The 17,696-nt window shown below is 71.0% G+C and carries 14 protein-coding genes; 5 read left to right on the top strand and 9 right to left on the bottom strand.

What is annotated here, in order from left to right; all coding sequences use genetic code 11:
• Positions 1-78: 78 nt before the first annotated feature.
• The 4 genes from IO24_RS0111040 to IO24_RS0111025 all read right to left on the bottom strand — a co-directional run bounded on the left by IO24_RS0111040 (position 79) and on the right by IO24_RS0111025 (position 7,032).
• Complete coding sequence (locus IO24_RS0111040; RefSeq protein WP_031134494.1) at positions 79-2,208, bottom strand: 3-hydroxyacyl-CoA dehydrogenase NAD-binding domain-containing protein; 2,130 nt, start codon at positions 2,206-2,208, stop codon at positions 79-81.
• Positions 2,205-3,422, bottom strand: a complete 1,218-nt coding sequence (locus IO24_RS0111035; protein WP_031134492.1) for a thiolase family protein — start codon at positions 3,420-3,422, stop codon at positions 2,205-2,207. The genes IO24_RS0111040 and IO24_RS0111035 overlap by 4 nt, the downstream gene beginning before the upstream one ends.
• A 209-nt stretch (positions 3,423-3,631) precedes the next feature.
• Positions 3,632-4,666 carry a LacI family DNA-binding transcriptional regulator gene (locus IO24_RS0111030; protein ID WP_031134490.1) on the bottom strand — a complete coding sequence of 345 codons (1,035 nt, stop codon included), beginning with the start codon at positions 4,664-4,666 and terminating at the stop codon, positions 3,632-3,634.
• The gene (locus IO24_RS0111025) at positions 4,663-7,032 is read right to left on the bottom strand and encodes a glycoside hydrolase family 2 protein (protein ID WP_031134488.1); all 2,370 of its coding nucleotides are present in this window, start codon (positions 7,030-7,032) and stop codon (positions 4,663-4,665) included. Before IO24_RS0111025 ends, IO24_RS0111030 begins: the two co-directional genes overlap by 4 nt.
• Positions 7,033-7,196: 164 nt before the next feature.
• Here IO24_RS0111025 and IO24_RS0111020 point away from each other — a divergent pair, with 164 nt between their 5' ends.
• Genes IO24_RS0111020 through IO24_RS0111010 form a run of 3 tightly spaced genes read left to right on the top strand, consistent with a single transcriptional unit; the run spans position 7,197 to position 10,284 of the window.
• Positions 7,197-8,510 (top strand): ABC transporter substrate-binding protein, encoded by a 1,314-nt coding sequence (locus IO24_RS0111020; RefSeq protein WP_031134486.1) that lies wholly within the window; start codon positions 7,197-7,199, stop codon positions 8,508-8,510.
• On the top strand, positions 8,510-9,457 hold the full coding sequence (locus tag IO24_RS0111015) for a carbohydrate ABC transporter permease (protein ID WP_031134484.1): 948 nt from the start codon (positions 8,510-8,512) through the stop codon (positions 9,455-9,457). The genes IO24_RS0111020 and IO24_RS0111015 overlap by 1 nt, the downstream gene beginning before the upstream one ends.
• Positions 9,454-10,284, top strand: a complete 831-nt coding sequence (locus tag IO24_RS0111010; protein ID WP_031134483.1) for a carbohydrate ABC transporter permease — start codon at positions 9,454-9,456, stop codon at positions 10,282-10,284. The genes IO24_RS0111015 and IO24_RS0111010 overlap by 4 nt, the downstream gene beginning before the upstream one ends.
• Positions 10,285-10,361: 77 nt before the next feature.
• Here IO24_RS0111010 and IO24_RS0111005 read toward each other — a convergent pair whose 3' ends face one another.
• The 3 genes from IO24_RS0111005 to IO24_RS0110995 all read right to left on the bottom strand — a co-directional run bounded on the left by IO24_RS0111005 (position 10,362) and on the right by IO24_RS0110995 (position 13,521).
• Positions 10,362-11,651, bottom strand: a complete 1,290-nt coding sequence (locus tag IO24_RS0111005; RefSeq protein WP_031134481.1) for a ribonuclease D — start codon at positions 11,649-11,651, stop codon at positions 10,362-10,364.
• A gap of 187 nt (positions 11,652-11,838) precedes the next feature.
• Entirely contained in the window at positions 11,839-12,501 is a 663-nt protein-coding gene (locus tag IO24_RS0111000) for a response regulator transcription factor (protein ID WP_031134479.1), read from the bottom strand.
• A 345-nt stretch (positions 12,502-12,846) separates the two neighbouring features.
• On the bottom strand, positions 12,847-13,521 hold the full coding sequence (locus IO24_RS0110995; RefSeq protein ID WP_078899169.1) for a DUF3000 domain-containing protein: 675 nt from the start codon (positions 13,519-13,521) through the stop codon (positions 12,847-12,849).
• A 102-nt stretch (positions 13,522-13,623) separates the two neighbouring features.
• Between IO24_RS0110995 and hemE the strand changes: the two genes are divergently transcribed.
• A complete protein-coding gene (gene hemE / locus IO24_RS0110990) occupies positions 13,624-14,691 on the top strand; it encodes a uroporphyrinogen decarboxylase (RefSeq protein WP_031134475.1) in 1,068 nt (355 codons plus the stop codon).
• Positions 14,692-14,806: 115 nt separating this feature from the next.
• Complete coding sequence (locus IO24_RS0110985; protein WP_031134473.1) at positions 14,807-15,136, top strand: hypothetical protein; 330 nt, start codon at positions 14,807-14,809, stop codon at positions 15,134-15,136.
• 124 nt (positions 15,137-15,260) lie between these two features.
• On the opposite strand, the gene IO24_RS0110980 is transcribed toward IO24_RS0110985, so the two are convergent.
• Both IO24_RS0110980 and IO24_RS0110975 read right to left on the bottom strand, forming a co-directional pair.
• Complete coding sequence (locus IO24_RS0110980; protein ID WP_031134472.1) at positions 15,261-16,649, bottom strand: FAD-dependent oxidoreductase; 1,389 nt, start codon at positions 16,647-16,649, stop codon at positions 15,261-15,263.
• 27 nt (positions 16,650-16,676) lie between these two features.
• Positions 16,677-17,669: a DUF4349 domain-containing protein gene (locus tag IO24_RS0110975; protein ID WP_031134471.1), complete on the bottom strand. Its 993-nt coding sequence runs from the start codon at positions 17,667-17,669 to the stop codon at positions 16,677-16,679.
• Positions 17,670-17,696 lie beyond the last annotated feature (27 nt).

Here is a 17,696-nt window from a genome sequence, read left to right as displayed (position 1 = left end):
TATCTGTGGCGGCATACAAAAAGGGGGGCGGGTGCACGGATTGTTACCGCACGCCCCACCCCCCTCAGGGGTTACGCGTTACGCCGGGACGCTCGCGACGCCCTGGGCCAGGAACCTCTTGCCGTTCACGCGCTCGGAGACACCCTCGCGGTCCAGGTACGGCGTGATGCCGCCCAGGTGGAACGGCCAGCCGGCGCCCGTGATGAGGCACAGGTCGATGTCCTGCGCCTCGGCGACGACGCCCTCGTCGAGCATGATGCCGATCTCCTGCGCCACCGCGGCCAGGACGCGCTCGCGGACCTGCTCCTCCGTCAGGACGCTGTCGCCCTGCTTCAGCAGCGCGGCGACCTCCGGGTCCAGCTCGGGCTTGCCGCTGTCGTAGACGTAGAAGCCGCGCTTGCCCGCCTCGACGACCGCCTTGAGGTTCGGGGAGACCGTGAAGCGGTCCGGGAACGCCCGGTTGAGCGTCTCCGAGACGTGCAGGCCGATCGCCGGGCCGACGAGCTCCAGCAGGACCAGCGGCGACATCGGCAGACCGAGCGGCTCGACGCCCTTCTCGGCGACCTCGACGGGGGTGCCCTCGTCGATGATGTTCTGGATCTCGCCCATGAAGCGGGTCAGGATGCGGTTCACGACGAACGCCGGGGCGTCCTTGGTGAGGACCGCGGTCTTCTTCAGCTTCTTGGCGACGGCGAAGGCCGTGGCCAGGGAGGCGTCGTCGGTCTTCTCGCCGCGCACGATCTCCAGGAGCGGGAGGACCGCGACCGGGTTGAAGAAGTGGAAGCCCACGACCCGCTCGGGGTTCTTCAGCTTCGACGCCATCTCGGAGACCGACAGCGAGGAGGTGTTGGTGGCGAAGATCGCGTGCGCCGGAGCGACCGCCTCGACCTCTGCGAACACCTGCTGCTTGACGCCGATCTCCTCGAACACGGCCTCGATGATGAAGTCCGCGTCCGCGAAGCCCTCGGCCTTGTCCAGCACACCGGACACCAGCGCCTTGAGGCGGTTGGCCTTGTCCTGGTTGATGCGGCCCTTGCCGAGCAGCTTGTCGATCTCGGCGTGGACATAGCCCACACCCTTGTCGACGCGCTCCTGGTCGATGTCGGTCAGCACGACCGGCACCTCCAGGCGGCGCAGGAACAGCAGCGCGAGCTGGGAGGCCATCAGACCGGCGCCGACGACACCGACCTTGGTGACCGGGCGGGCCAGGGACTTGTCCGGGGCACCGGCCGGGCGCTTGCCGCGCTTCTGCACCAGGTTGAAGGCGTAGATGCCGGAGCGCAGTTCGCCGCCCATGATGAGGTCGGCGAGGGCCTTGTCCTCGGCGTCGTAGCCCTGCTGGAGGTCGCCGTTCTTGGCGGCGGCGATGATGTCCAGGGCGCGGTAGGCGGCCGGGGCGGCGCCGTGCACCTTGGAGTCCGCGATGAAGCGGCCCTTGGCGACGGCCTGGTCCCAGGCCTCACCGCGGTCGATCACCGGGCGCTCGATCTCCAGCTCGCCCTTGAGGACGGCGGCGGTCCAGATCAGCGACTGCTCCAGGAAGTCGGCGCCCTCGAAGATCGCGTCGGCGATCCCGAGCTCGTAGACCTGCTTGCCCTTGAGTTGCTTGTTCTGGTTGAGGCTGTTCTCGATGATCACCGAGACTGCCTTCTCGGGGCCGATCAGGTTCGGCAGCAGCGCGCAGCCGCCCCAGCCGGGCACCAGGCCGAGGAAGACCTCGGGCAGCGAGAACGCCGGCACGGCTGCGGAGACGGTCCGGTAGGTGCAGTGCAGACCGACCTCGACACCGCCGCCCATCGCGGCGCCGTTGTAGTACGCGAAGGTCGGCACGGCCAGCTTGGACAGCCGCTTGAAGACCTCGTGGCCGCCCTTGCCGATGGCGAGTGCGTGCTCGTACTCCTTGAGGATCTCCACGCCCTTGAGGTCGGCGCCGACCGCGAAGATGAACGGCTTGCCGGTGATGCCGACGCCGATGATCTCGCCGTCCGCCGCCTCCTTCTCGACCTGGTCGATCGCGGCGTTCAGGTTCGCCAGCGAGGCCGGGCCGAAGGTGGTCGGCTTGGTGTGGTCGTGGCCGTTGTCCAGGGTGATCAGGGCGAAGCGCCCGGCACCCAGGGGGAGGTCGAAGTGGCGTACGTGCGCACTCGTGACGACCTCGTCCGGGAACAGCTCGGAAGCCTGCTTCAGAAGCTCGGCGGTGGTGCTCACTTGTCCCCCTCGAAGTGCGGGTTCTCCCAGATGACCGTCGCGCCCATGCCGAAGCCGACGCACATGGTCGTCAGGCCGTAGCGGACGTGCGGCTGCTCCTCGAACTGGCGGGCCAGCTGCGTCATCAGACGGACGCCCGAGGAGGCCAGCGGGTGACCGAAGGCGATGGCGCCGCCGTACTGGTTGACGCGCTCGTCGTCGTCGGCGATGCCGTAGTGGTCGAGGAAGGCCAGGACCTGCACGGCGAAGGCCTCGTTGATCTCGAACAGGCCGATGTCGGAGATGGACAGGCCGGCCTGGGCCAGCGCCTTTTCCGTGGCCGGGATCGGGCCGTAGCCCATGACCTCCGGCTCGACGCCCACGAAGGAGTAGGAGACCAGGCGCATCTTGACGGGAAGGTCGTGCTCCCGCGCGAAGTCCTCGGAGGCGATGAGCGAGGCGGTGGCGCCGTCGTTCAGACCGGCCGCGTTACCGGCGGTGACCCGGCCGTGCACACGGAACGGGGTCTTCAGGCCGGAGAGGTTCTCCAGGGTCGTGCCCGGGCGCATCGGCTCGTCGGCGGTGACCAGGCCCCAGCCCGTCTCACCGGCCTCGGGGGAGGTGCGGCGTACCGAGACCGGCACCAGGTCGGCCTGGATCTTGCCGTTGGCGTACGCCTTGGCGGCCTTCTCCTGGGAGCGCACGGCGTACTCGTCGGCGCGCAGCTTGGTGATCTGCGGGTAACGGTCGTGCAGGTTCTCCGCGGTCATGCCCATGAACAGGGCCGACTCGTCGACCAGCTTCTCGGAGACGAACCGCGGGTTCGGGTCCACGCCCTCGCCCATCGGGTGGCGGCCCATGTGCTCGACACCGCCCGCGATGGCGACGTCGTAGGCGCCGAAGGCGACGGAACCGGCGACCGAGGTGACGGCCGTCAGGGCGCCGGCGCACATGCGGTCGATGGAGTAGCCCGGCACGGACTGCGGCAGACCGGCGAGGATCCCCGCGGTGCGGCCGATGGTCAGGCCCTGGTCGCCGATCTGCGTGGTCGCGGCGATGGCGACCTCGTCGATCTTCTTGGGGTCGAGTCCGGGGTTGCGGCGCAGCAGCTCCCGGATCGCCTTCACGACGAGGTCGTCGGCACGGGTCTCGTGGTAGATGCCCTTCGGGCCCGCCTTGCCGAACGGGGTGCGGACGCCGTCGACGAAGACGACGTCCCTGACGGTACGAGGCACGATGGCTCTCCTCCAGGGTCAGGAACTGCATTGCTGCTGCGATGCGCTGAGCGCGCGCTCAGGCCCATGCTACTTATGAGTAACGTGGCTGCACACCCCTGACAGGCGGAGCGGTGAAGGTCACATCCGATGAGGGCGGCGCCCTGCCTTTCAGGGGCGCGGGGAACCGCGCGAGCAACCCATGACTGCCCGCACTCCGGGTACGGCGCTCACCGAGGCGGCGCAGTGGACCCCCTGGGCGTCAGCACAGGGGTCGGCACGGGGTGCGACCCACCCTCACCCCCGGTGATCACCGAGAACAACGTCCGGGCCACGTCCGCCCCGAACCCGTGCACGTCATGACTCATCGCCGACAGGGTCGGGTGCGTCAGCCGGCACAGCTGCGAGTCGTCCCAGGCCAGCAGCGACACGTCCGCCGGCACCCGCAGCCCCATCTCCGCCGCCACCGACAGCCCCGCCACCGCCATGATGTCGTTGTCGTACACGATCGCGGTCGGCCGGTCGACCGGCGACGCGGTCAGCAGCGAGCGCGTCGCCCGCGCCCCCGCGTCTCCCGAGAAGTCCGTCGCGACCTGCCAGGCCCCGGCCAGCGCCAGCGCCCCGGCCGCCTCGTCGAACGCCGCCGTCCGGATCGCCGTGTGACCGAGGTCCGCCGCCCCGCCCACCCGGGCGATCCGCCGGTGTCCCAGCGCGGCCAGATACCGCACCGCCTCCGCCACGGCCGTGGCGTCGTCCGTCCACACCGACGTCAGCCCCCCGGTCAGCGAGGGATGCCCGACGGCGACCACCGGCATCCCGAGCCGCTCCGTCATGGCCACGCGCGGATCGTCCGCGCGGAAGTCGACCAGGATCGACCCGCCGATCTGCCGCCCCCGCCACCATGTCTCCTGGACGCCCACCTCCTCGTCCATGTTCCGTACGAGCCGCAGCAGCAGCGAGCTGGACTGCTCGGCCAGCACGCTCTGCACGCCGGAGACGAACTCCATGTACCAGGGCTCGAGCCCCAGCGCCCGCGCCGGCCGGCACACGGCCAGCCCCACCACGTCCACCCGCGACCCGGCCAGCGTCCGCGCCGTGAGGCTCGGCGACCAGCCCAGCTCCCGCGCCGCGAGGAAGATCCGGTCCCGGGTGGCCTCCGACAGCCCCGGCTTGTGGTTGAACGCGAGGGACACGGCACCCTTGGACACACCGGCGCGCGCGGCGACGTCCTTGATGGTGACGCGAGGGGTCGGCGTTGCCGTCATCGGGTGGGCTCCACGCAGTACAGGGCCGAACGGGCGGTCTTCGCGTCCGGAGTCTTCCAGCCGCGCACCCCGATGGTCACCTCTTCGCCCGGCAGCAGGGTGACCAGCCCCTTGTCGGCCCGCGCCCCCGGCTCGAGCCGGTCGGCCTGGAGCAGCAGATCCCGGACCAGGGTGCGGGCGGTCACCGTGATGCCGCCCGGGGCGAGCGCGACCTCGAACCGCGGCCGGGGGTAGGGGACTTCGCGGTCCGGCACCGGGAAGTGCACCGCCCGCAACCCGTCCACGTCGGCGACCAGGAACTCCTTCGGCCCGACGGGCGTCAGCGCGCGCGGCACGTCCACCCGGGCCACGGCCCGCGCCCCGGCCGCCAGCCCGACCCGGCTCTCCCCGATCGCCTCACCCTCGACGGACATCCGCCGCAGGGTCAGGACCCCCGTCCAGTCGCCGGCCGCCTGGTTGACGGCGGCCAGCACCAGCCGGCCGTCCTGTTCCCGCAGCGTCAGCAGCCGGTCCGCGTACAGCCGCTTCAGCTCGTGGTACAGCGGCTTCTCCCGGCCGCCCCCGTCGATCGCCGCCCAGGAGGTCACCGGCCAGCAGTCGTTGAGCTGCCAGACGATCGTGCCCGCGCACACCGGCCAGTGCGCCCGCCAGTGCTCGATCCCGGCCGCGACCGCCCGTGCCTGGTTGAGCTGCGTGAGGTAGTGCCACCGGTCGAAGTCCCCGTCCGGCACGGCGAAATGCCGCTCGAGCCCCCGCTCCAGCTTGCCGTTGCCGTCGTCGGCCTTCTGGTGGTGCAGCATGCCGGGGGAGTCCGGCGCGAGCTCCTCCCCGGGCAGGGCCCGGCGCAGCGTGGTGTACGCGGGCGGTGCCTGCCAGCCGAACTCGGCGACGAACCGCGGCACACTCAGCCGGTAGTCCGCGTAGTCCTCCCGGTTCCACACCTCCCACGAGTGGTGGGTGCCGTGCGCCGGGTCGTTCGGGTGGTGCCGCCACGACCCGGACCAGGGACTCCCCGCCGTGTACGGCCGGGTCGGGTCCAACTCGGCCACCACACGCGGCAGGACGCCCAGGTAGTAGCCCTCACCCCAGGAGTCCCCGGCCAGCCGCGGCTCCCACTCCCAGTCCCGGAAGCCCCACAGGTTCTCGTTGTTGCCGTTCCACAGCGCGAGCGACGGATGCGGCATCAGCCGTACGACGTTCTCCCGCGCCTCGGCCTCCACCTCACCGCGCAGCGGCTGCTCCTCCGGGTAGGCCGCGCAGGCGAACGGGAAGTCCTGCCAGACCAGCAGGCCGAGTTCGTCGCAGGCGTCGTAGAAGTCCTCGCTCTCGTAGATCCCGCCGCCCCAGATCCGTACGAGGTCCACGCCCGCGCCGGCCGCCTGCTCCAGCCGCTCCCGGTAGCGCTCGCGGGTGATCCGGGACGGGAAGACGTCGTCGGGGATCCAGTTGACGCCCCGGGCGAAGAGCCGCTCGCCGTTGACGACGAGGGTGAAGCCGGTGCCGTGCGCGTCGGGCCGCCGGTCCAGCTCCACGGTCCGGAAGCCGATCCGCCGCCGCCACACGTCCAGGGCGTCGTCGCCGTGCAGCAGCTTCAACTCGACCTCGTACAACGGCTGTTCCCCGTACCCGCGCGGCCACCACAGCCGCGCGTCCGGCACCCGCAGCCGTACGACCCCGTCGGCCCCGTCGATCTCGGCCCGCGCCCGCACCCCCGCGACGGTCGCCTCCACGGCGAGCGGTGCCTCGACCCGGGTCCGCTCGACCTCGACGGCCAGCTCGACGACGCCCGTGCCCTCCTCGACCGTGACCAGCGGGCGCACCCGGGCGATCCGGGCCGTCGACCAGTGCTCCAGGCGCACCGGCCGCCAGATCCCGGCCGTCACCAGGGTCGGCCCCCAGTCCCAGCCGAAGGAGCAGGCCATCTTGCGCAGGTACTGGTACGGCTCGGCGTAGGCGGCGGGCCGCTCGCCCACCCGGCCCCGCACGGCCTCCGCCTCGGCGTAGGCGGAGACGAACCGCACGGACAGCCGCCCGGACAGGCCCGTCACGTCGAACCGGTACGAGCGGTGCATGTTGCGCACCTTCCCCAGCGGCCGGCCGTCCAGGGAGATCTCGGCGACGGTGTCGAGCCCGTCGAAGACCAGGTCGGTCTGCTCCTGCCCCCACGAGCCGCCGATCTCCCGCTCGTACGTCCAGTCCCGGCGCCCCACCCACGCCACCTCGGTCTCGTTCCGGCCGAGGAACGGGTCCGGGATGACCCCGGCCGCCATCAGGTCGGTGTGCACGCACCCGGGCACGGCGGCCGGCAGCGTGTCCGAGTCGTGCCGCAGGATCCATCCCTCGCCGAGCGGTGTCGCCTCCAGCATGCGCACTCCCTTAACCGGTTCAGTGAAGAGTCGTGTGACGGTTTCGCATCGTTGGCGGGATTGGGACTTTACCGGTTGAGCGCGCCCCTGTCAGAGTTCCGAACCAGCCATACCGCACGTGCTCGTCCGTCCCGAGTTCCCCTCCGCGAACGGAGCTGATGCACATGAACCGCCGTACCCTCCTCGCCCTCGCCGTGGGCGCCGCCCTGCTGGCCTCCGGCTGCACCGGCACCGGAGGCTCGTCGAAGGGCGCCGACGCCGAGGCGCCCGACGATCCCGCCAAGGTCGACGGGACCATCACCGTCCTCACCCACCGGACCGACCTCGTGCAGGACGGGACGATGAAGAAGTACGCCGCCGAGTTCAACAAGACGTACCCGAAGGTGAAGGTCGAGTTCGACGGCATCACCGACTACGAGGGCGAAGTCAAGATCCGTATGAACACGGAGAACTACGGCGACGTCCTCATGATCCCCGCGGTGATCGAGAAGAAGGACTACCCCCGGTTCTTCGCCTCGCTGGGCAGCCAGGAGGAGCGGAGCAAGAAGTACCGCTTCACCGACTTCACCGCCGTCGGCGGCAAGGCCTACGGCCAGAGCCCGCTCGGCGCGCTCCCCGGATTCATCTACAACAAGAAGGTGTGGAGCGAGGCCGGGATCACCGAGTGGCCCACGACACCGGCCGAGTTCCTCGCCGGCCTCAAGGCGATCAAGTCGAAGACCGACGCGATCCCCTACTACACCAACTTCAAGGACAAGTGGCCGCTCAGCCAGTGGACGGGGGTCAACGGCTCGGTCAGCTGCGACGAGCAGGCCACCACCAGACTGGCCGAAGGCAACCCGTGGGCCGAGGGCGCCGATCTGCGGGTGGCGGACAGGCTGCTGTACGACATCGTGCACGAGGGGCTCATCGAGAAGGACCCGACGACCACCAACTGGGAGGCGTCCAAGCCCAGGCTGGCCAAGGGCGAGATCGCCACCATGTGGCTCGGCTCCTGGGCGGTCATCCAGATGCGGGGCGCGGCGAAGCAGGCCGGGACCGACCCCGGCGACATCGGGTTCATGCCCTTCCCCGCCCAGAAGGACGGCAGCTTCTGCGCGGTCACGTCGCCCGACTACAACCAGGCCGTCAACATCCACTCCGACCACAAGGAAGCCGCCCGGGCCTGGATCGACTGGTTCACCGAGAAGTCCGGCTACGCCCAGGACAACCTGGCGCTGTCCCCGCTCAAGGACGCCCCGCTGCCCGACCTTCTGAAGCCGTACGAGGAGGCGGGCGTCAAGCTCCTCGAACTCGACGACCGCAAGGGCGCCGAGGTGAAGACCATCGAGAACCAGTCCGAGGTAGGTATCAACAAGCCCGACTACCGCCAGGAACTCGTCGACATGGCCCGCGGCGCCAGAAAGGGCGACCCGGACGACTACCTGGACGGCCTCGGTGAGAAGTGGACCGAGACCCAGAAGTCGCTGGGGTCCTGATGACGGGCACGACCGACACGGCGGCCGTCAAGGCCGCCGCCGGGGCGGCCGCCCCCGCCCCGGCCCCCGCCCCGCGCCCGGCACGACTGTGGCGCGGGGCCACCCCCTGGCTCTTCCTGCTCGCCCCGCTCGCCCTCCTGATCGTGTTCACCTACGCGCCGATTGCCAACATGGTCGCGTACAGCTTCACCGACTGGGACGGAGTGAGCCCCGACCTGCGCTACACGGGTGCCGAGAACTACGCCGAACTCTTCACCCGCTCCGAGCTGTTCGAGGTCTTCTGGGTCAGCGGCTACTACCTGGCGGCGTCGGTGTTCCAGATCGTGGCCGCGCTCTACTTCGCCACGATCCTCAGCTTCGACGTCCGCTTCCGCAACTTCTTCAAGGGCGTGCTGTTCTTCCCGTACCTGATCAACGGCGTGGCGATCGGCTTCGTCTTCCTCTACTTCTTCCAGGACGGCGGCACCCTCGACTCGGTGCTGAGCCTGCTGGGCGTGGAGACGGACCGCGCATGGCTCGGCACCCCGGCGTCGGCGAACACCTCCCTCGCCGCCGTCTCGGTCTGGCGTTACCTCGGCCTGAACTTCGTCCTGTTCCTGGGGGCGATCCAGTCGATCCCGGGGGAGCTGTACGAGGCGGCCGAACTGGACGGTGCGAACCGCTGGCACCAGTTCCGCTACATCATCGCGCCGGGCATCAAGCCGGTCCTGTCCCTCACCGTGATCCTGTCGATCTCGGGCTCCCTGTCGGTCTTCGAGATCCCGTACATCATGACCGGCGGCGCGACCGGCACCGAGACGTTCGTCATCCAGACCGTCAAGCTGGCGTTCCAGTTCAACAAGACGGGGCTCGCCTCGGCGGCCGCGGTCGTGCTGCTGCTGATCGTCCTGGCGGTGACCTGGGTGCAGCGGCGCCTCGCCCCCGACGACAAGGTGGACCTCGTATGACGCGCCGCGCGGTGACCCGCTTCCTCATGTACCTGTCGCTGATCGCCGCGACGGCGGTGGTCCTGCTCCCGCTGGCCGCCGTGCTGCTGACATCCCTCAAGTCCGAGCAGGAGATGGCGGACGGCAGCGGAGCGCTCGCGCTCCCCGGCGACCCGTTCCACTTCGACAACTATGTGACGGCGTTCCAGGACGGGCGGATGCTCTCGGCGTTCGCCAACACGGCGGTCATCCTGGTCGTCGCCATCACAGGCACGGTCCTCATCGGCTCGATGACGGCCTACGCCATCGACCGCTTCCGGTTCCGCTTCCGCACGTCGGTGCTGGCCCTGTTCCTGATCGCCGCGCTGGTCCCCGGCGTGACCACCCAGGTGGCCACCTTCCAGATCGTCAACAGCTTCGGCATGTTCGACAGTCTCTGGGCGCCGATCGCCCTCTACATGGGCACGGACATCGTCTCGATCTACATCTTCCTGCAGTTCGTCCGCTCGATCCCGGTCTCCCTGGACGAGTCGGCCCGCATCGACGGCGCCAACGCCTTCACGGTCTACCGCAAGGTCATCTTCCCGCTGCTGAAACCGGCGATCGCGACGGTCGTGATCGTGAAGGGGATCAACGTCTACAACGACTTCTACATCCCCTTCCTCTACATGCCCTCCGAAGATCTTGGCGTGATCTCGACGTCGCTGTTCCGCTTCAAGGGCCCCTTCGGCGCCCACTGGGAGACGATCTCGGCGGGAGCGATCCTGGTCATCGTCCCCACTCTGGCCGTCTTCCTGTTCCTCCAGCGGTTCATCTACAACGGTTTCACTCGAGGTGCGACGAAGTAGACGCCCGTTCCCGGGGGCGCGGCGCGACAAGCCGAAGACCACGCGCAGCCGCCGTACGACGTGACGCTCGACGGCGGCTAGGCCTCCTTCGCGGACAGCGCCTCCACCAGCACCGGCGTCACCTGCTCCACCTGCCACGGCCGCGCGCCATGACCTGCCAGCGCGGCCGCCACCGACTCGGTGTCCACCACCGCCGGCGGCTCCCAGCACACCCGCCGCACCGTGTCCGGCGTGATCAGATTCTCCTGCGGCATGCCGAGCTGCTCGGCCAGCGCCGAGATCCCCGCCCGGGCCGCGGACAACCGCGCCGCGGCCGCAGGGTCCTTGTCGGCCCAGGCACGCGGCGGCGGAGGCCCGGTCACGGCCTGCCCCGGCTGCGGCAACTGCGCCTCGCTCAGCCCCTTCGCCCGGTCCACCGCCGCCTGCCACTGCTCCAGCTGCCGCTTGCCCGCGCGATGTCCAAAACCGTTCAGCGCGGCCAGCGCGTGCACATTGGCCGGAAGCGCCAGCGCGGCCTCCACGATCGCCGCGTCCCCGAGCACCTTGCCCGGCGACACGTCCCGCCGCTGCGCGATCCGGTCCCGGGTCTGCCACAGCTCCCGTACGACGGCCAGCTGCCGCCGCCGGCGCACCTTGTGCATGCCGGACGTACGCCGCCACGGGTCCTTGCGGGGCTCGGGCGGGGGAGCCGAGGCGATCGCGTCGAACTCCTGGCGGGCCCACTCCAGCTTGCCCTGCCGGTCCAGCTCTTTCTCCAGCGCGTCGCGCAGGTCGACGAGCAGCTCGACGTCCAGCGCCGCGTAGCGCAGCCAGGGCTCGGGCAGCGGCCGGGTCGACCAGTCGACGGCGGAGTGCCCCTTCTCCAGGACGAAGCCCAGCACGCTCTCGACCATCGCGCCGAGGCCGACCCGGGGGAACCCGGCGAGCCGTCCGGCCAGCTCCGTGTCGAACAGCCGCGTCGGCACCATGCCTATCTCGCGCAGGCAGGGCAGGTCCTGGGTGGCGGCGTGCAGCACCCACTCGACGCCGGACAGGGCATCGCCGAGGGCGGACAGGTCGGGGCAGGCCACGGGGTCGACCAGGGCCGTTCCGGCGCCCTCGCGGCGCAGCTGCACGAGGTAGGCGCGCTGCCCGTAGCGGTAGCCGGACGCGCGCTCGGCGTCGACGGCGACGGGCCCGGACCCCGCCTCGAAGGCGGCGATCACCCGGGCCAGGGCGGTCTCGTCCGCGATGACGGGCGGAATGCCCTCACGGGGTTCCAGCAAAGGGATCGGCGCCTCCATAGCAGAAGATCCGCCGTCGTCCGGAGGGCCGCCTCCGGTGGTTCGCAGTGAGCTGTCTGCTGCGGTTTCGTGGGCGTCGGTCACCTGTCAAGGGTATCCATGTATGGACAGCGCCCGCCGACGGAACGTTCCGTCGGCGGGCGCCCGAGGGTCGCAAACCAGTCATGTCGGGGAAGCGGCGGGTTCACGAACCGTGAGGGATGTGAAACGGGAGCGGGGTCCCATCCCGTTCACGTGAATGAATGATCACTGAGGGTCGTGTCGGAGCGGGTCAGTGGATGATCCCGGTCCGCAGCGCCACCGCGACCATGCCGGCCCGGTCGCCCGTGCCGAGCTTGCGGGCGATACGGGCGAGGTGGCTCTTGACGGTCAGGGCGGACAGGCCCATCGAGACGCCGATCGCCTTGTTCGACTGGCCTTCCGCGACGAGCCGCAGCACCTCGACCTCGCGGCCGGACAGTTCGCGGTAGCCGCCCGGGTGGCTCGGGGCGCCCGGGGGGCGGCGGTGCAGTCGCGCGGCGGCGGAGCCGATGGGGGCGGCTCCCGGCCGGGTGGGGAGCCCGAGGTTGGTACGGGTGCCGGTGACGACATAACCCTTCACCCCGCCGGCGAGTGCGTTGCGCACGGCGCCGATGTCGTCGGCGGCGGAGAGGGCGAGCCCGTTGGGCCAGCCCGCGGCGCGGGTCTCCGACAGCAGGGTGAGGCCGGAGCCATCCGGCAGGTGGACGTCGGCGACACAGATGTCGCGGGGGTTGCCGATGCGGGGACGAGCCTCCGCGATGGACGAGGCCTCGATGACGTCGCGCACACCGAGCGCCCACAGGTGGCGGGTGACGGTGGAGCGGACGCGCGGGTCGGCCACGACCACCATGGCGGTCGGCTTGTTCGGGCGGTAGGCGACCAGGCTTGCGGGCTGCTCGAGGAGAACGGACACCAGGCCTCCTGGGGTGCGGGACGGGGCCGGCTCGTGGGGGGTGAAGCCGGGACGAACCGTGCTTTCAAGGTCACAGTCGTCTTCGGCAACGAACCCGTCCGCCTTTAGAGAATGATCACGATTCAGTGATAACAATCCGTGCAATTCGGACACGCGGTCGATCATTCGAAGGTCGAACGGTTTCGGTCTGCGTCGGTACGCGGTCGAAAGTGGCCGTATCGACAAAGTGATTCGGCCAAGAGGGGGACTCAGGTGTGATCGTCGACCGCACATGGTTGACCGCCCCGCACAAGGTCGATCAGTGCGGGGCGGTCAGGGGTGGATCAAGGGTCGATCAGAGGTCGATCAGCGGGACTGCGGCCCTCGCCGCTGAGGCAGCGTCACGATCGACGCGTCCCCGGGCCCGGCCGGGGGCAGCCCCGCGATCTGCGCGAGCAGATCGCACCACGACGCCAGATGGGCGGCCGTGTCCGGTACTCCGCCCAGGCCTTCGCGCGGCGTCCACGACGCGCGGATCTCGATCTGCGAGGCGGCCGGGCGCGCGGACAGCCCGCCGAAGTAGTGGGAGCTCGCGCGCGTGACGGTGCCGCTCGGTTCCCCGTACGTCAGCCCACGCGTCTGGAGCGCGCCGGTCAGCCAGGACCAGCACACCTCCGGCAGCAGCGGGTCCGCCGCCATCTCCGGCTCCAGCTCCGCGCGCACCAGTGTCACCAGCCGGAACGTGCCCCGCCAGGCGTCGTGCCCGGCCGGGTCGTGCAGCAGCACCAGCCGTCCGTCGGCCAGGTCCTGGTCGCCGTCGACGACCGCGGCCTCCAGCGCGTAGCTGTACGGGGCGAGCCGCTTCGGCGGGGGCGTCGGCTCGACCTCGATCTGGGGTCGCAGCCGCGCCGCCCTCAGCGCGTCGACGGCGGCCCGGAAGGGCAGCGGGGCGGAGTCCGCCTCCCGCCGGTCGTTCTCGGTGTCCTTCGCTTCGTCCATTCCGCCAGCGCCGTCCGACAGTCGTCCCTGAGCCGCAGCCATGCGGGAAGATTACGGGGACCGGAGCCCGGGTGCGGGGCTAGACACCCCGCGCCTCTCCAGGGGCTGAATCACACCGTCCGGCGCCGTGCGAAACTTGGCCCCGTGAGTGCCAACGACGCCCCTCGGGCCCAGCAGCCGTCCGCCCCGTACGAATCCGCCTTCCTCAAGGCCTGCCGGCGCGAGCCCGTGCCGCACACGCCGGTGTGGTTCATGCGGCAGGCCGGGCGCTCACTGCCGGAGTACCGCAAGGTGCGCGAGGGCATCGGGATGCTCGAGTCCTGCATGCGGCCCGAACTGGTCACCGAGATCACGCTGCAGCCGGTGCGCCGGCACGGCGTGGACGCGGCGATCTACTTCAGCGACATCGTCGTCCCGCTCAAGGCCATCGGCGTCGACCTCGACATCAAGCCCGGCATCGGCCCCGTCGTCGAGAGTCCGATCCGCGCCCGCGCGGACCTCGCGCAGCTGCGGGACCTGACTCCCGAGGACGTCTCCTACGTCACCGAGGCCATCGGGCTGCTCACCCGTGAGCTCGGCGCCACGCCCCTCATCGGTTTCGCCGGCGCACCCTTCACCCTCGCCAGCTACCTCGTCGAGGGCGGCCCGTCCCGCACGTACGAGAACGCCAAGGCGATGATGTATGGCGACCCCGGGCTGTGGGCCGACCTGCTCGACCGCCTCGCGGACATCACCGCCGCGTTCCTGAAGGTGCAGATCGAGGCGGGCGCCTCGGCGGTCCAGCTGTTCGACTCCTGGGCGGGTGCGCTGGCCCCCGTCGACTACCGGCGCTCGGTGCTGCCCGCGTCGGCGAAGGTCTTCGAGGCCGTGGCCGGCTACGGCGTCCCGCGCATCCACTTCGGGGTCGGCACCGGCGAGCTGCTCCCGCTCATGAGCGAGGCCGGCGCGGACGTCGTCGGCGTCGACTGGCGCGTCCCGATGGACGAGGCCGCCCGCCGGGTCGGCCCCGGCAAGGCGCTCCAGGGCAACCTCGACCCGACCGTGCTGTTCGCCCCCACGGAGGCCGTCGAGGCCAAGACCCTCGAGGTCCTGGACTCGGCGAAGGACCTCGAGGGCCACATCTTCAACCTCGGTCACGGCGTCATGCCGTCCACGGACCCGGACGCGCTGACCCGGCTCGTGGAGCACGTGCACACACAGACCGCCCGCTGACGCGGAAGCCGGATCGGCCGGTGCGGTGAACGCGGCCGTACGGTCGTGCGTATGTCTCGGCAACCGCCCGCGGCGCGGGGAAGGCGGGTCGCGGGGCCGACGTGAGGAACAGGCGATGAACGACCGAGTGACCCCCGCGATGCACGCGCTGCCCGACGGCGAGGCGGAGCTGACGCTGGTGGTGCGGCTGCCCTGGGAGGACGTGGCCCGCCTGGGCCAGGACGCGGGACGGCTGGCGACCCAGTTGCGGCGGCCCGTGACGCTGGAGGAGGCGGTGAGCCACCGGTTGCGGTCGACCCGGGTGGCTTCGCACGCGAAGCCGGCGGGGGAGCAGCCGCCCGCGGTGACGGCTTCGGCGTCGGTGTCCTCCTTGCCGTCGCGGCCGCCGGCGGAGCAGGCCCGGCAGGCCATCGACCGGATCAACGGCACGGCCGGGACCGCGTAGGGGCTTCGCCGCAGGGGGGTGGGTGCGCTGCCGGGTGCGGGTCCGTCGTGGCCGTTCGCGCCCACACGGCGGAGCCGCACATCGATACAGCCCCGCGCCCCTGACGGCGATCGTCCAACTGCCCTTACAACGAACCGCGGACCTTTGCCGCCGCCTTGCGGGCCGCTACCAGGACCGGGTCCCACACCGGGGAGAACGGCGGGGCGTAGCCCAGGTCCAGGGTCGTCATCTGCTCCGCCGTCATGCCCGCGGTCAGGGCGACCGCCGCGATGTCGACCCGCTTGCCCGCGCCCTCTCTGCCGACGATCTGCACGCCGAGCAGGCGGCCCGTGCGGTGCTCGGCGAGCATCTTGACCGTCATGGGGGAGGAGTTCGGGTAGTAGCCCGCGCGGCTGGTCGACTCGATGGTGACCGACTCGAAGCGGAGCCCGACGCGGCGGGCGTCCTTCTCGCGCAGGCCCGTACGGGCGATCTCCAGGTCGCAGACCTTGCTGACCGCCGTGCCGACCACGCCCGGGAAAGTGGCGTAACCGCCGCCGACGTTGGTGCCGATGACCTGGCCGTGCTTGTTGGCGTGGGTGCCGAGCGGGATGTGCCGGTCCTGGCCGGAGACCAGGTCCAGAACCTCGACGCAGTCGCCGCCGGACCAGATGTTCTCGTGGCCGCGCACCCGCATCGAGCGGTCCGTGAGGAGACCGCCGTGCGGGCCCAGGGGGAGTCCGGCGGCCTCTGCGAGGGTCGTCTCGGGTCGGACGCCGATGCCGAGCACGACGACGTCCGCCGGGAACTCGCCGTCCTGCGTGACCACCGCCCGCACGGCCCCCTTGTCGCCGGTCAGGATCTTCGTGACCTCGGCTTCGTTCACCATCGTGATGCCCAGGCCCTCCATGGCCTCGTGCACCAGGCAGCCCATGTCCGGGTCGAGGGTCGACATGGGTTCGCTGCCGCGGTTGACGACCGTCACCTCGTAGCCGCGGTTGATGAGCGCCTCGGCCATCTCCACGCCGATGTAGCCGGCCCCGACGACCACCGCGCGCCGGCCACGCGTGCGTTCCAGCGTGTCGAGAAGGGCCTGGCCGTCGTCCAGCGTCTGCACGCCGTGCACCCCGGCCGCGTCGGCCCCGGGCATGTCGGGCCGGATCGGCCGGGCGCCGGTCGCGATCACGAGCTTGTCGTACGACGTCCAGGACTCCTCGCCGGAGTCGACGTCACGCGCGCGTACCCGCCGCCCGTCGACGTCGAGTTCCGTGACCTCCGTGCGCAGCCGCACGTCGATGTCCCGGGCGCGGTGCTCCTCCGGGGTGCGGGCGATGAGCTGGTCCCGGTCGGTGACGTCGCCGCCGACCCAGTAGGGGATGCCGCACGCCGAGTACGACGTGAAGTGGCCCCGTTCGAACGCCACGATCTCCAGCTCGTCGGGGCCCTTCAGACGGCGCGCCTGCGACGCCGCGGACATGCCCGCGGCGTCGCCGCCGATGACGACCAGTCGCTCCCGTGTGCGGCTCATGTTCATGCGGACACGCTACGGGAGCAGGGCAGTTCAGTCCCGCTCGCCCGGGGTTCGCGGCTGCGTGGACTCCGGCGCCGGGCGGGCCGTCGGCAGCGGGCCCAGCGCGGTCGTCATGGGTGCGGGCTCGGGGCGGCGCCGCAGCCGGGGGCGTACGACACGCAGCCACAGCAGCACGATCAGGGCCGCCACCGCCGCGAACGGCAGCACCGCGCCGAAGGCCACCGCGAGCCAGCGCAGCATCGTCACGAAGGCGTTCCAGCCGCCCGCGAGCGCGTCCACGAACCCAGGGTCGTCGTCCTTGGCCTCCTTCTTCACCGGGGTCTCGGACAGCGACAGGGCGATGGTGGCCAGGCTGGTGCGGTCCTTCAGGGACTCCTGCCTTGCGAGCAGCGCCTCCAGGTCGGCCTGGCGGGTGCTCAGCTCGCCCTCCAGCGTCACCACGTCACTGAGCTTGGTGGCCTGGTCCATCAGTTCGCGGATCCGGGCCACACTCGCGCGCTGGGACTTGATCCGGCTCTCCACGTCCACGACCTGGTCGGTGACGTCCTCGGCCTTCGCGCTGCGGTCGAGGAGCTTGCCGGCGCCCTCCAGCCCGGTGAGGACCTCGTCGTACTTCTCGACGGGCACGCGCAGCACGACGCGGGTGCGCTCGCGGCCCTCGGAGTCCCGGGTGGTGGTCTCGTTGCCGACGTAACCACCCGCGTTCTCGGTGCCGGTGCGGGCCTCCTCCAGGGCCTTCGGGACGTCCTTGACCTGCACGGTCAGCGAGGCCGTGCGGATGATGTGGCTCGTGGGGAGCTTCGGCGGCGCGGTCGCCCTGGCTCCGCTTCCGGCGCCGCCGGGGGCGGCCTCTTTCGCGCCGCCCTTGTCGTCCCCTTGCGGGGCGGCGACTCCCCGGTCGGCGGCGCTGCTGCCGGCGGAGTCCTCTCCCGCGCCGCTGCATCCCGTGAGCGCGAGGGCCGCGGCCAGCAGGAGCGCGGCGAGAGCCGGAGCGGGGTGGCGGGCGGGTCGTCGTGTGCGCATGTGGGCTTCCCCCGGGGTTCGGTTCGG

Origin of the sequence: Streptomyces flavovariabilis (assembly GCF_000725785.1) — a bacterium.
Taxonomy (GTDB): domain Bacteria; phylum Actinomycetota; class Actinomycetes; order Streptomycetales; family Streptomycetaceae; genus Streptomyces; species Streptomyces hawaiiensis.
This window is presented reverse-complemented; position numbering and strand designations above follow the sequence as displayed.